At 60.9% G+C, this 13,362-nt stretch carries 13 protein-coding genes and 1 pseudogene; 4 read left to right on the top strand and 10 right to left on the bottom strand.

The window, feature by feature from the left end:
* Nucleotides 1-18 precede the first annotated feature (18 nt).
* From PAN31117_RS13065 to PAN31117_RS13025, 9 genes and pseudogenes are all read right to left on the bottom strand, one after another.
* On the bottom strand, nt 19-147 hold the full coding sequence (locus tag PAN31117_RS13065; RefSeq protein ID WP_023596599.1) for an entericidin A/B family lipoprotein: 129 nt from the start codon (nt 145-147) through the stop codon (nt 19-21).
* Between the two features lie 55 nt (nt 148-202).
* Nucleotides 203-1,612: a 3-isopropylmalate dehydratase large subunit gene (gene leuC, locus PAN31117_RS13060; RefSeq protein WP_150738568.1), complete on the bottom strand. Its 1,410-nt coding sequence runs from the start codon at nt 1,610-1,612 to the stop codon at nt 203-205.
* Between the two features lie 284 nt (nt 1,613-1,896).
* The gene (gltA, locus tag PAN31117_RS13055; RefSeq protein ID WP_039399168.1) at nt 1,897-3,198 is read right to left on the bottom strand and encodes a citrate synthase; all 1,302 of its coding nucleotides are present in this window, start codon (nt 3,196-3,198) and stop codon (nt 1,897-1,899) included.
* 29 nt (nt 3,199-3,227) lie between these two features.
* Complete coding sequence (locus PAN31117_RS13050; protein ID WP_046291553.1) at nt 3,228-3,500, bottom strand: FAD assembly factor SdhE; 273 nt, start codon at nt 3,498-3,500, stop codon at nt 3,228-3,230.
* Between the two features lie 10 nt (nt 3,501-3,510).
* Entirely contained in the window at nt 3,511-4,215 is a 705-nt protein-coding gene (locus tag PAN31117_RS13045; RefSeq protein ID WP_039368514.1) for a succinate dehydrogenase iron-sulfur subunit, read from the bottom strand.
* A gap of 12 nt (nt 4,216-4,227) precedes the next feature.
* Nucleotides 4,228-6,003: a succinate dehydrogenase flavoprotein subunit gene (gene sdhA, locus PAN31117_RS13040; protein ID WP_046291552.1), complete on the bottom strand. Its 1,776-nt coding sequence runs from the start codon at nt 6,001-6,003 to the stop codon at nt 4,228-4,230.
* 3 nt (nt 6,004-6,006) lie between these two features.
* Nucleotides 6,007-6,372 carry a succinate dehydrogenase, hydrophobic membrane anchor protein gene (sdhD, locus tag PAN31117_RS13035; protein WP_039399175.1) on the bottom strand — a complete coding sequence of 122 codons (366 nt, stop codon included), beginning with the start codon at nt 6,370-6,372 and terminating at the stop codon, nt 6,007-6,009.
* 1 nt (nt 6,373) lies between these two features.
* The gene (sdhC, locus tag PAN31117_RS13030) at nt 6,374-6,787 is read right to left on the bottom strand and encodes a succinate dehydrogenase, cytochrome b556 subunit (RefSeq protein ID WP_039399176.1); all 414 of its coding nucleotides are present in this window, start codon (nt 6,785-6,787) and stop codon (nt 6,374-6,376) included.
* A gap of 218 nt (nt 6,788-7,005) precedes the next feature.
* A pseudogene (locus tag PAN31117_RS13025) lies at nt 7,006-7,737 on the bottom strand (GntR family transcriptional regulator); the annotation flags it as partial.
* Nucleotides 7,738-8,216: 479 nt separating this feature from the next.
* Between PAN31117_RS13025 and PAN31117_RS13020 the strand changes: the two are divergent.
* From PAN31117_RS13020 to PAN31117_RS13010, 3 genes are all read left to right on the top strand, one after another.
* On the top strand, nt 8,217-9,200 hold the full coding sequence (locus PAN31117_RS13020; RefSeq protein WP_150738567.1) for a malate dehydrogenase: 984 nt from the start codon (nt 8,217-8,219) through the stop codon (nt 9,198-9,200).
* Nucleotides 9,201-9,426: 226 nt separating this feature from the next.
* A complete protein-coding gene (locus PAN31117_RS13015; protein WP_150738566.1) occupies nt 9,427-9,801 on the top strand; it encodes a hypothetical protein in 375 nt (124 codons plus the stop codon).
* Between the two features lie 47 nt (nt 9,802-9,848).
* Complete coding sequence (locus PAN31117_RS13010) at nt 9,849-10,331, top strand: hypothetical protein (RefSeq protein ID WP_150738565.1); 483 nt, start codon at nt 9,849-9,851, stop codon at nt 10,329-10,331.
* A gap of 85 nt (nt 10,332-10,416) precedes the next feature.
* Here PAN31117_RS13010 and PAN31117_RS27140 read toward each other — a convergent pair whose 3' ends face one another.
* Nucleotides 10,417-10,563, bottom strand: a complete 147-nt coding sequence (locus PAN31117_RS27140) for a hypothetical protein (protein WP_174990942.1) — start codon at nt 10,561-10,563, stop codon at nt 10,417-10,419.
* Nucleotides 10,564-10,572: 9 nt separating this feature from the next.
* Here PAN31117_RS27140 and acnA point away from each other — a divergent pair, with 9 nt between their 5' ends.
* On the top strand, nt 10,573-13,281 hold the full coding sequence (gene acnA / locus PAN31117_RS13005) for an aconitate hydratase AcnA (RefSeq protein ID WP_150738564.1): 2,709 nt from the start codon (nt 10,573-10,575) through the stop codon (nt 13,279-13,281).
* Nucleotides 13,282-13,362: the final 81 nt, after the last annotated feature.

Here is a 13,362-nt window from a genome sequence, read left to right as displayed (position 1 = left end):
GCGACGCACACCGTCGCATCACTTCTTCGCGGCGTTTTCGAGCGCCGAGCCAGCGGCTTGCGTGTCCTTGCCGAGGCCCGCCATCGTGTTGCAACCCGCCACGCCCAACAGCAGCACCGCACCGATCAGCATCCACAGTTTCTTCATGGTCTTGTCTCTATCAAAGAAAATGTCCAACGACGGATAAATCGATGCTTGCCCGTCAGACGAGACGGCGCACGTCGACGAAATGACCTTCGATCGCGGCCGCAGCCGCCATCGCCGGGCTCACCAGGTGGGTACGTCCACCCGCGCCCTGACGGCCTTCGAAGTTACGGTTCGACGTGGAAGCGCAACGCTCGCCCGACTCCAGACGGTCGGCGTTCATTGCCAGACACATCGAGCAGCCCGGCTCGCGCCATTCGAAACCGGCGGCCTTGAAGACCTGATCCAGCCCTTCCTGCTCTGCCTGATGCTTGACCAGCCCCGAGCCCGGCACAACCATCGCCAGACGCACGTTCGACGCCACGCGTCGGCCGAGCTTCTTCACGACGTAAGCTGCCGCACGAATGTCTTCGATGCGCGAGTTGGTGCACGAGCCGATGAACACCTTGTCGACGTTGATGCTCGACATCGGGGTATCCGGCGTGAGCGCCATGTACTCGAGCGCGCGCTCCATGGCGCTGCGCTTGACCGGGTCCTTTTCCTTCTCGGGATCCGGCACGCGATCTTCGATACTCACGACCATTTCCGGCGACGTCCCCCAACTCACCTGCGGGCGCAGCGTGCTGGCGTCGATCTCGACAATGTGGTCGAACGCTGCACCGGCATCGGTATGGAAGCCGCGCCAGTAGGCTTCGGCCTGCTGGAACTCCACACCGGTCGGCGCAAACGGACGGCCCTTCACGTAGTTGATGGTCGTATCGTCAACGCCCACCAGACCCGCGCGCGCACCGGCTTCGATCGCCATGTTGCACACGGTCATGCGGCCTTCCATCGTGAGCGAGCGAATCGCCGAGCCCGCGAACTCGATCGTGTAGCCCGTGCCGCCAGCCGTACCGATCTTGCCGATAACGGCCAGCACGATGTCTTTCGCCGAGCAACCGCGCGGCAGCGTGCCTTCGACCTTCACGAGCATGTTCTTGCTCTTCTTCATGAGCAAGGTCTGGGTCGCGAGCGTGTGCTCGACTTCCGACGTGCCGATACCGAACGCCAGCGCACCGAATGCGCCGTGCGTGGACGTATGCGAGTCGCCGCACACCACCGTCATGCCCGGCAACGTAGCACCCTGCTCCGGCCCGATCACGTGCACGATGCCCTGACGGACGTCGTTCATCTTGAATTGGGTAATGCCGAAGTTATCGCAGTTCGCGTCGAGCGTATCGACCTGCAAACGCGAGACCGGATCGGCAATGCCTTGCGTGCGGTCCGTGGTCGGCACATTGTGGTCCGACACCGCGAGGTTGGCAGACAAACGCCAGACCGGACGCTGCGCGAGTTTTAGACCCTCAAACGCCTGCGGACTGGTCACCTCATGCAACAGATGACGGTCGATGTAGAGCACGGTCGTGCCATCGTCCTCGGTATGCACGACGTGTGCATCCCACAACTTGTCATACAGCGTCTTGGCCATGATAAAAAACGCGGGGGCGAAATATCGTTCTGAGAACGCAAATTACGGTTCTGTGAACTTTTGATTATGCCATAGCGCTTTCGCGCCGGCGGAATACGAAATCCCCGGAAAACCGGGCGGTAAACGCACGACGAACCGGGGATTTGTGCGAATCACGGCAGCTTGTGCCGTGGATTCGAATATAGCGCAACGAGGGCTCGTTGCGGGCCGCACCGCCTTGCCGTTTCGGCAAGGTTGCGGTGCCGGCACGGCAAGCGGGGGCCGTGCCGGACGCCTCGACAGGCTTAGCGCTTGTCGATCGGCGCGACTTCGCGCGGCGTGTGGCCGATGAACAGCTGACGCGGACGGCCGATCTTCTGATCCGGCTCGCCGATCATTTCGTTCCACTGCGCGATCCAGCCCACGGTACGGGCCAGCGCGAAGATGCAGGTAAACATCGACGTCGGGATGCCCAGCGCGCGCTGAACGATGCCCGAGTAGAAGTCGACGTTCGGGTACAGCTTGCGCGACACGAAGTATTCGTCTTCCAGAGCGATCTTCTCGAGTTGCATGGCCAGCTTGAACAGCGGGTCGTCGTGCAGGCCCAGTTCGTTGAGCACTTCGTAGCACGTCTCGCGCATCAGCTTGGCACGCGGGTCGTAGTTCTTGTACACGCGGTGACCGAAGCCCATCAGCTTCACGCCCGAGTTCTTGTCCTTCACCTGCTTGATGAATTCGGGGATCTTGTCCGGCGAACCGATCTGCTCGAGCATATTCAGCGCAGCTTCGTTCGCACCACCGTGCGCCGGGCCCCACAGACATGCGATACCGGCAGCGATACAAGCGAACGGGTTCGCACCCGACGAACCGGCCAGACGGACGGTCGACGTCGAAGCGTTCTGCTCGTGATCGGCGTGCAGGATCAGGATACGGTCGAGGGCGCGCACCAGCACGTCGTTGACCTTGTACTCTTCGCACGGGTTCGCGAACATCATGCGCATGAAGTTCGCGCTGTACGACAGGTCGTTGCTCGGGTACACGAACGGCTGACCGATGCTGTACTTGTACGCCATGGCGACGAGCGTCGGCAGCTTGGCGATCAGACGAATCGCCGAGACTTCGCGGTGATTCGGATTATTGATGTCGAGCGAGTCGTGGTAGAACGCCGACAGAGCACCCACCGAACCCGTCAGCACGGCCATCGGGTGAGCGTCGCGACGGAAGCCACGGAAGAAGAAGTTCATCTGCTCGTGAACCATCGTGTGACGGGTCACCGTGTCGACGAATTCCTTCTTTTGTTCGGCGTTCGGGAGTTCGCCCTTGAGCAGCAGGTACGAGGTCTCGAGGAAGTCGCAGTTGGTGGCCAACTGCTCGATCGGGTAGCCACGGTACAGCAGCTCACCCTTGTCGCCATCGATGTAGGTGATGGCCGAATTGCACGACGCCGTCGACATAAAGCCGGGGTCATACGTGAACTTGCCGGTCTGGCCGTACAGCTTGCGGATGTCAATCACATCCGGGCCCATCGTTCCCTGATAAATCGGCAGCTCTACGCTGGGCGAATCGTCGGAGAAAGATAGGGTGGCTTTAACATCAGACGGAGTCATATCGCTTCCTCAAAAAAATTCCAAAACCCCTACACGGCACGCAAAAGCGCCAGCAGGCGCTGCACGTCCGGCCCGTCCAGATCCGCCTCGGGCTCTTTACGCGCTAGCAGCAGATCCATCAAATCGTTGTCGCTCAAATCGAGCAGCTTTGTGAGGGCGCCCACATCCTCATCAGTCAGCGAAGCTTCGTACTTGGCGAAGAATCGTTCGAGAATGAGGTCGTTTTCCAGCAAACCGCGGCGTGCCCGCCAGCGCAGGCGGGCACGTTTGACCGGATCGGACTGGTGATTGATATCCGGCATGATCGTTGGGTCAGACGGCGCGACGCACCATCAGCTCCTTGATCTTGCCGATAGCCTTCGTCGGGTTAAGACCCTTCGGGCAGACATCCACGCAGTTCATGATCGTGTGGCAGCGGAACAGGCGGTACGGATCTTCCAGATTGTCCAGACGCTCGCTGGTCGCCGTGTCGCGGCTGTCCGCGATGAAGCGGTAAGCCTGGAGCAGACCGGCCGGGCCGACGAACTTGTCCGGGTTCCACCAGAAGCTCGGGCACGACGTCGAGCACGATGCGCACAGAATACACTCGTACAGACCATCGAGCTCATCACGCTGCTCGGGCGACTGCAGACGCTCCTTCTCCGGTGCCGGCTCGGGGTTGATCAGGTACGGCTTGATCGAGTGGTACTGGTTGAAGAAGTGCGTCATGTCGACGATCAGGTCGCGAATGACCGGCAGACCCGGCAACGGCTTCAGCACGATCTTGTTCGGCAGATCGTTCATGTTGGTCAGGCAGGCCAGACCATTCTTGCCGTTGATGTTCATGGCGTCCGAACCGCACACGCCTTCGCGGCACGAGCGGCGGAAAGCGATGCCTTCGTCGATCTTCTTGAGCTTCACCAATGCGTCGAGCAGCATGCGCTCGTGACCGTCGAGTTCGACCTCGTAGGTCTGCATGTACGGTGCGGCATCCTTGTCCGGATCGTAGCGGTAGACTTCAAAAATGCGTTTCATGATCTTGCGAATCCCTTAGAACGTCCGCGCCTTGGGCGGAACCGAGTCGACGGTCAGCGGCTTCATCTGCACCGGCTTGTAATCCAGACGGTTGCCTTCGCTGAAGAACAGCGAGTGGCGCATCCAGTTGGCGTCGTCGCGCTCCGGGTAGTCGCTGTGTGCGTGCGCACCGCGGCTTTCCTTACGGGCTTCCGCTGCGATCATGGTGGCCTTGGCCACTTCGATCAGGTTGTCGACTTCCAGCGCTTCCATACGCGCCGTGTTGAACACCTTCGACTTGTCCTTCAGATGGACGTGCGACACGCGCTCGGCCACTTGCTTGATCTCGTCCACGCCTTCCTTGAGCAGTTCCGAGGTACGGAACACGCCAGCGTGCTTCTGCATCGTCGCGCGGATGTCGTTGGCGATGTCCTGTGCGTACTCGCCCGAGCTAGACGCTTCCAGACGACCGAGGCGCGCCAGCGCGTTGTCGCCTGCATCGGCGGGCAGCGGCTTGTGGTCGCCGTGGTTCTTGACGAAGTCGACGATGTGGTTACCGGCGGCACGGCCGAACACCACGAGGTCGAGCAGCGAGTTCGTACCCAGACGGTTGGCACCGTGGACCGACACGCACGAGCACTCGCCCACAGCGTAGAAGCCGTTGACGGGCACCGACGAGCCGTCCTTCTGCAGCACGACCTGACCGTTGTAGTTCGTCGGAATACCGCCCATCTGGTAGTGGATGGTCGGCACGACGGGGATCGGTTCCTTGATCGCGTCGACGTTGGCGAACTTCAGTGCGATTTCACGAATCGACGGCAGGCGCTTCATGATCGTCTCGGCACCGATGTGCGAGAGGTCGAGCAGCACGTAGTCGCCGTTCGGGCCGCAGCCACGGCCTTCCTTGATTTCCTGGTCCATCGAACGCGACACGAAGTCACGCGGCGCCAGATCCTTCAGCGTCGGGGCGTAACGCTCCATGAAACGCTCGCCGTTCGAGTTACGCAGAATACCGCCTTCGCCGCGCACACCTTCGGTGATCAGCACGCCCGCGCCGGCCACGCCGGTCGGGTGGAATTGCCAGAACTCCATGTCTTCGAGCGGAATGCCTGCACGTGCAGCCATGCCCAGACCGTCACCGGTGTTGATGAACGCGTTGGTCGAAGCGGCGTACACACGGCCGGCACCGCCGGTCGCGAACAACGTGCACTTGCCTTCGAGCAGGTAGACTTCGCCCGTTTCGAGTTCCAGTGCCGACACGCCGAGGACATCGCCCTCTTCGTTGCGGATCAGGTCGAGCGCCATCCACTCCACGAAGAAGTGGGTCTTGGCAGCGACGTTTTGCTGGTACAGCGTGTGCAGCAGGGCGTGACCGGTACGGTCAGCAGCCGCGCAAGCGCGCTGGACGGGCTTTTCGCCGTAGTTGGCCGTGTGGCCGCCGAACGGGCGCTGGTAAATCGTACCGTCCGGGTTACGGTCGAACGGCATGCCGAAGTGTTCCAGCTCGTAGACAGCGTTCGGTGCCTGACGGCACATGAACTCGATCGCATCCTGGTCGCCGAGCCAGTCGGAGCCCTTGATGGTGTCGTAGAAGTGGTAATGCCAGTTGTCTTCACTCATGTTGCCGAGCGAAGCGCCAATGCCGCCCTGAGCGGCCACGGTATGCGAACGGGTGGGGAACACCTTGGACAGCACTGCCACCGACAGACCGGCCTTGGCCAGTTGCAGCGAAGCGCGCATGCCCGAACCACCTGCGCCCACGATGACGACGTCAAAGCGGCGGCGCGGCAGCGAATTTTTAATTGCAGCCATTCTTTACACTCTCCACAAAATCTGCGCGGCATAGCCGGCACAAGCCAGCAGCCAGACGATCGTCAGCGCGTACAGCGCCAGTCGCACACTGACGGGCTTGACGTAGTCCATCCAGATGTCGCGAATGCCGACCCACGCGTGATAAAACAGCGCGAGCAGCGTAACGAACGTGGCCAACTTCATCCATTGATGCGAGAAGATGCCGGCCCAGCCTTCGTAGGAGAAGTTCTTGGCGGTGAAGAACCACACCAGCAGGATCACCGTGTACACGGCCATGATCACTGCGGTCATGCGCTGCGCAATCCAGTCGCGCAGGCCGTAGTGGGCGCCGACGACCAGGCGCTTGGAACCGATATTGTTCTGTGCCATCTTAGAACGCTCCGAACAGCTTGAGGGCGACGGCCAGCGTAAGCACCAGCGACACGGCCAGTACGACCACAGCCGAATTCTTGCCGCCTTCCTTGCTCACTGCGTCGTGATTGAAGTCCATGCGCAGGTGGCGCACGCCGGCACAGAAGTGGTGCAGGAAGCCCCACGACAACGCCAGGATGACGAGTTTGACAAACCAGTTGGAGGCAACGCTTCGAAGAGTTTCGAAGGTCAGTTCCGACGTGAGGCTCTGTTCGAACAGATACAGCGCGAACGGCAACAGAAGGAACAAGATGACACCGCTAATACGGTGCAGGATCGAAACGATACCAGCCGGCGGGAGACGGTACGAGACAATCTGTCCGATACCGATATTCCTGTAGACTGGCCGCTCTTTTTTTACCACTTCAGCCATGCTAGACCCCATGTAGTTACATCAGCCCCGGATTTTAGCGCCGATTCTAGTGCATTGCACCATACCGGTTCCAACGCTCCGGAAATTCCTGCCAACGGCGCACGACACGCCGCCCCCAAGCCTCGACTCTCAGGCACTTGCCGGCCACGACACCGGCGCATCCCATGGGAAAGTCGCCCTACCCTCTCAACAATTTCACGTCAGACTCGACTTCGTCTTCAACTTAGTTCGTTCTGATAATGATGTTCCGTGGTGACATACCAACCCCGGCGCACTTCCACCGGTTTGTCTCCATAAGTGTAGGAAACGCGCTCCACACTCAGAAGAGGAAAACCCTTCGGCACCTTCAGCAGATCCGCCGTCATGTCGTCTGCGGCCACGGCGCGGACTTTCTCCACGGCGCGGATCATGCGCGTACCGAATTCGTCTTCGAACAGGCCATACATCGGCCCCTTGTATTCATTGAGCTTTTCCGCCGTCAACCCACGGAACAGCGACCCGGGCAGCCAGATTTCGTCGAGCACCGTCGGACGGTCCGAGAAATCCATCATGCGACGAATCAGAATCACGCCGTCGCCTGCACGCAGATCCAGCTGACGTGCGATCTCCGCCGGTGCGCGCATACGGCGGCACTCGATCAGGCGGCTGGGCGGATGATGAGGTTCGCCCGAGTCGGGCGCAAGACGCAGAAACCGGAATTGCACCCGGTCTTCATGATGGGTGGCGACGAACGTACCGCGGCCCTGACGGCGCACCAGCAGGTTCTCTGCCGCCAGCTCGTCGATGGCTTTACGCACCGTTCCCTGGCTGACCTTGTAACGGCCCGCCAGATCGACTTCGCTGGGAATGATTTCGCCGGGCTTCCATTCGCCGGCTTGCAGGCTCTGGGTAATGAGCCCCTTGATCTGCTGGTACAACGGACTGAAGGTCGGCGACGCTCCGGCGGCCACACCACCCTGCAAAGCCTGGGCAGCCGATGCAGCCGGGGAGACCTGAGCGACATCGCGCGCGCTGTCCGATCGCTGCGGCGCGTCGACAGGCGGCGTGGTGTTGGATGTGTCGCGAACGTTCGCATTCATGGCGGGGATTTGACCACAAATCAAGACCTTCGTCCATCGAATAACAGCAATAATCCTATGTCTTATATAAGACATAAGATAGAGTTGACATTCGTTCTGACGACTCCTACACTGGCGCGGGCTAACAGGGGCCTGCGGCCCGCAATGGCTATCTTATAAGATAAGAGAGTCCGGTGCTTCGCACATGTCGACGGCAGCACTCCCCGCGCAGCCCGCAAGCTTCCGTAGGTCAAGGAATTTTAGAAGCTTCATGTGACGCGGCGCTGTCAGCCTGGCAAACGTTTGCCACCCGGACGGTGAGCCCATCCTGAGCTTCGCAGGATTATTTGTACACGTCTGGAGAGATTCTCATGGCAAAACCCGCAATGCGTGTCGCCGTCACCGGCGCCGCTGGCCAAATCGGCTACTCCCTGCTGTTCCGTATCGCTAATGGCGACATGCTCGGCAAGGATCAGCCCGTCATCCTGCAACTGCTCGACCTCCCGCAAGCTCAAGCCGCCGTCAAGGGCGTCGTGATGGAGCTCGAAGACTGCGCGTTCCCGCTGCTGGCCGGCGTGGTCGTGACCGACGACCCGAAGGTCGCCTTCAAGGATGCCGACGTCGCCCTGCTGGTTGGCGCCCGTCCGCGCTCGAAGGGCATGGAACGTAAGGATCTGCTCGAAGCGAACGGCGCTATCTTCACGGTCCAGGGCAAGGCCCTGGACGAAGTCGCCAGCCGCAACGTCAAGGTGCTGGTCGTCGGCAACCCGGCGAACACCAATGCCTACATCGCCATGAAGTCGGCCCCGAACCTGCCGAAGGAAAACTTCACCGCGATGCTGCGCCTGGATCACAACCGTGCCCTGTCGCAACTCGCCGCCAAGACCGGCAAGCCGGTCGCGAGCATCGAAAAGCTGGCCGTGTGGGGCAACCACTCGCCGACGATGTACGCCGACTACCGCTTTGCCACGATCGACGGCCAGAGCGTAAAGACCATGATCAACGACGACGTGTGGAACAACGACGTGTTCCTGCCGACCGTCGGCAAGCGCGGCGCCGCCATCATCGAAGCCCGTGGCCTGTCGTCGGCCGCTTCGGCTGCCAACGCTGCTATCGACCACATCCATGACTGGGTGCTGGGCTCGAACGGCAAGTGGGTCACGATGGGTATCCCGTCGGACGGCTCGTACGGCATTCCGGAAGACGTGATCTACGGCGTGCCGGTGATCTGCGAAAACGGCAAGTACAAGCGCGTGGAAGGCCTTGAGATCGACGCCTACTCGCGTGAAAAGATGGACTTCACGCTCAAGGAGCTCGAAGAAGAGCGCGCTGGCGTGGCCCATCTGTTGGGCTGATTTCCCAGGAATACCCCGGGATCCGGCCTCGCGTGACGTCAAAAGCGTCGCAACAGGCCGAAACTGCGCCGGCGGCTACCCCCAGAGCCGGCGCAACTTCCCCGCTTCACCAGCAGCACCCGTACGTTCCTTGAATCCAGAGTGACGACATCTCGCACCCGCCAGCTTGCCAGCCCGCGAAAGCGTTATGATCCCGCCACTCCCTCACGCATCATCGAGTGATTTCTTGGCCAAGCGAATGCAGCGTCCGATTGCCGCAAGCAGCGCACTGCCCCGGATCTCCGGCGCCTGCGGAATGCCCTCGGCGAACGTAATGAACGCCTTGCCGCACGCACAACGGAACGCCCTCATCCGCCCGCCTTTGCGTTCGTTTCGCCAAGCACTCCACCCGCAGCGCTTCCCGATTTCCGAACCGAACGGTTTCAGACCGAAGCGCTGTCAGATTCGGTCAGATGCCGATTTGGCCAACCTCTCAGCTTTCCGCACCGCAACACAATCCAGCACGACGCCGGTTTTTACCGCCGTCGCTTGTCGCGCTTGCGTGAAAGGAATTGAAAAAATTTGTGTGGTGACGTCGAACGACGCAGACTTCGTACGATAATCTGCGCTTTTGCAAACGTCGGTTCTTACCCTCTGGAGAGACTCACCATGAAGAAGCTTTGTCTGACTGCGCTGGTTGCCCTGTGCTCCGTTGCCCTCGTCCCGACGGCATTTGCCGCTGAGTCGACCACCACGACCAAGAAGGCCGCTCCGAAGAAGAAGGCCCCGGCCAAGAAGAAGGCCGCTGTCGCTGCAGCCCCCGCGCAACCCGACGAAGGCTCGGAACTCTGGAGCTGCAAAGAGAACAATAAGTTGTACATCAAGGGTGACATGAAACGCGACCAGATCCTGACGATGTTCTGGGAAGGTCGTAACTACAAGCTGCCGCGTCAGGTGACGACGACCGGCGCGGACCGTTTCTATGACGCAGCAAGCGGCATGGACCTGGTCGTGATTCCGACCAAGGCCATGCTTTTCACGCACCGCGATGGCGGCAACCGTCTGGCTGACGAGTGCATGACGCAAGCGATGTCGGAACAGAACAAGGCAGCCCCGACGCAATCGAATGAGTTGATCAAGGTGACCAACTGAGCTGGCGCCGGGTCGACACCGGCGCAGTTCGCGTGACGCGCCAGCCGCTTTCCTGCTGCACTGTTGCACTGCTGCACATTTGGTTTTACCGGAAGTCATCGGAAATCTTCGCAGTACCCGGCACGCCGGACGCATGACCTACCGGCATCGTAGCGGGCACCCAGGCAGGTGCCTGCGCGATACCGGCCCCCACCAATAGCTTCACCACGCTTTGTTTTTCTGTATCACTCAAGGAAAGATCATGGCCCACAACCTCCACAAAACGCTTAAAGAGTTCAAGCTCGGCGGCAACAAGAAAGGCAAGTTCTACTCGCTGCCCCAACTGGGCAAGGCCCTGGGTGTGAATGTCGAACGCCTGCCGGTGTCGATCCGCCTCGTGCTCGAGTCCGTGCTGCGCAATTGCGACGGCAAGAAGGTGACCGAAGAGCACGTCAAACAACTGGCCAACTGGAAACCCAACGCCGAGCGCACTGACGAAATTCCGTTCGTCGTCGCGCGTGTCGTGCTGCAGGATTTCACGGGCGTGCCGCTGCTGGCCGACCTGGCCGCCATGCGTAACGTCGCCGAGCGTCAGGGCAAGAACCCGAAGCGCATCGAGCCGCTGGTGCCGGTGGATCTGGTGGTCGACCACTCGGTCACGATCGATCACTTCCGCGAGAAGAAGGCGCTCGACCTGAACATGAAACTGGAATTCCAGCGCAACAACGAGCGCTACCAGTTCATGAAGTGGGGGATGCAGGCGTTCGACACGTTCGGCGTTGTGCAACCGGGCTATGGCATCGTCCACCAGGTGAACCTGGAATATCTGGCACGCGGCGTGCACAAGAAGGACGATGTGTTCTATCCGGACACGCTCGTCGGCACGGACAGCCACACGACCATGATCAACGGTATCGGCGTGGTGGGCTGGGGTGTGGGCGGCATTGAAGCCGAAGCCGGCATGCTGGGTCAGCCGGTGTACTTCCTGACGCCGGACGTCGTTGGCGTGGAGCTGACGGGCCGTCTGCGCGAAGGCGTGACCGCCACCGACCTGGTGCTGACGATCACGGAAATGCTGCGTCGCGAGAAGGTCGTGGGCAAGTTCGTCGAATTCTTCGGCGAAGGTACGTCGAGCCTCGCCCTGCCGGACCGCGCCACCATCGCCAACATGGCACCGGAATACGGCGCGACGATGGGCTTCTTCCCGGTCGACGAAAAGACGATCGATTACTTCAAGGGCACGGGCCGCACGAAGGCCGAAATCGACGCGTTCGAATCGTACTTCAAGGCCCAGAACCTCTTCGGCGTACCGAAGACGGACAGCATCGATTACACCAAGACGCTCAAGCTGGACCTCGGCACGGTCGCACCGTCGCTGGCCGGTCCGAAGCGTCCGCAGGACCGTATCGAAATCGGCAACGTCAAGTCGACGTTCAGGGACCTGTTCACGAAGCCGGTCGCCGAGAACGGTTTCAATCTGACGCAAGAGCAACTCGACGCCACGTACAAGACGGCCAGCGGCATCGACGTGAACAACGGCGATGTGCTCATCGCCGCCATTACGTCGTGCACGAACACGTCGAACCCGAGCGTGCTGCTCGCCGCCGGTCTGCTGGCTAAGAAGGCTGTGGAAGCCGGTCTGAAGGTCGCGCCGCACATCAAGACGTCGCTCGCCCCGGGAAGCCGTGTGGTCACCGAGTATCTGCACGCAGCCGGTCTGCTGGGGTACCTCGAGAAGCTCGGCTTCGGCGTGACGGCTTACGGCTGCACGACCTGTATCGGTAACGCCGGCGATTTGACGGCCGAACTGAACGAGACGATCACGAAGAACGATATGGTCGCGGCCGCCGTGCTGTCGGGCAACCGTAACTTCGAAGCGCGTATTCACCCGAACATCCGCGCCAACTTCCTCGCCTCGCCCCCGCTGGTCGTGGCCTACGCCATCGCCGGCAACGTCACGCGTGACCTGATGACCGAACCGGTCGGCAAGGGCAAGGGCGGCCGCGATATCTTCCTGGGCGACATCTGGCCGACCAGCGAAGAAATCCACAAGCTGATGAAGTTCGCCATGAACGCGAAGGTGTTCAAGGCCAACTACGATTCGGTGAAGGAACCGAGCCCGCTGTGGGCGAAGGTCAAGGGTTCGAAGGGTCAGGTCTACGACTGGCCGACGTCGACGTACATCGCCGAGCCGCCGTTCTTCGACGGCTTCTCGATGGAACCGAACGCCGACATCAAGCCGATCCAGGGCGCGCGCGCACTGGGCGTGTTCGGCGACTCGGTGACGACGGACCACATCAGCCCGGCAGGCTCGATCAAGGAAACGTCGCCGGCAGGCAAGTGGCTGCTGGAAAACGGCGTGCTCAAGGCCGACTTCAACAGCTACGGCTCGCGCCGTGGTAACCACGAAGTGATGATGCGTGGCACGTTCGCCAACGTCCGTATCAAGAACCTGATGATCCCCGCAAAGGCCGACGGCTCGCGCGTGGAAGGCGGCCTGACGATTCACCAGCCGAGCGGCGAACAGCTCTCGATTTACGACGCCGCAATGAAGTACGTCGGCGAGAACACCCCGACGGTGGTGTTCGGTGGCGAAGAGTACGGCACGGGTTCGTCGCGCGACTGGGCAGCCAAGGGCACGCAGCTGCTGGGCGTGAAGGCGGTCATCACCCGTTCGTTCGAACGCATCCACCGCTCCAACCTGGTCGGCATGGGCGTTCTGCCCCTGCAATTCAAGGGCTCGGACAGCGTGGAATCGCTCGGCATCACGGGCGAAGAAACGTACGACATCGAAGGTCTGACGGCCGACATCAAGCCGCAGCAAGACGTCACGCTGGTGATCCATCGCAAGAACGGCGAAACGCAAAAGGTGCAGGTCCTGCTGCGTATCGACACGCCGATCGAAGTGGATTACTACAAGCACGGCGGCATCCTGCCGTTCGTGCTGCGTCAATTGCTTGCGGCTGCTTAAGGGAAATTTTGCGCACGTCGTAACGACGTAGCGCATCATCACCTTCAACGAAGATGGAAAGCCCCGCGAACAACTTTGTTG

The organism is Pandoraea anapnoica (assembly GCF_902459765.1).
Lineage (GTDB): Bacteria > Pseudomonadota > Gammaproteobacteria > Burkholderiales > Burkholderiaceae > Pandoraea > Pandoraea anapnoica.
Note: the sequence above shows the minus strand (reverse complement) of the source record. Positions and strands in the feature narration are given on the sequence as shown.

Bases quoted from the DNA above. Each gene is read 5' to 3' on its own strand.
- gltA (WP_039399168.1), bottom strand. From the start codon at position 3,198: ATGACTCCGTCTGATGTTAAAGCCACCCTATCTTTCTCCGACGATTCG.
- PAN31117_RS13065 (WP_023596599.1), bottom strand. From the start codon at position 147: ATGAAGAAACTGTGGATGCTGATCGGTGCGGTGCTGCTGTTGGGCGTG.
- leuC (WP_150738568.1), bottom strand. From the start codon at position 1,612: ATGGCCAAGACGCTGTATGACAAGTTGTGGGATGCACACGTCGTGCAT.
- PAN31117_RS13010 (WP_150738565.1), top strand. From the start codon at position 9,849: ATGAAGAAGCTTTGTCTGACTGCGCTGGTTGCCCTGTGCTCCGTTGCC.
- sdhD (WP_039399175.1), bottom strand. From the start codon at position 6,372: ATGGCACAGAACAATATCGGTTCCAAGCGCCTGGTCGTCGGCGCCCAC.
- acnA (WP_150738564.1), top strand. From the start codon at position 10,573: ATGGCCCACAACCTCCACAAAACGCTTAAAGAGTTCAAGCTCGGCGGC.
- sdhC (WP_039399176.1), bottom strand. From the start codon at position 6,787: ATGGCTGAAGTGGTAAAAAAAGAGCGGCCAGTCTACAGGAATATCGGT.
- PAN31117_RS13020 (WP_150738567.1), top strand. From the start codon at position 8,217: ATGGCAAAACCCGCAATGCGTGTCGCCGTCACCGGCGCCGCTGGCCAA.
- sdhA (WP_046291552.1), bottom strand. From the start codon at position 6,003: ATGGCTGCAATTAAAAATTCGCTGCCGCGCCGCCGCTTTGACGTCGTC.
- PAN31117_RS13050 (WP_046291553.1), bottom strand. From the start codon at position 3,500: ATGCCGGATATCAATCACCAGTCCGATCCGGTCAAACGTGCCCGCCTG.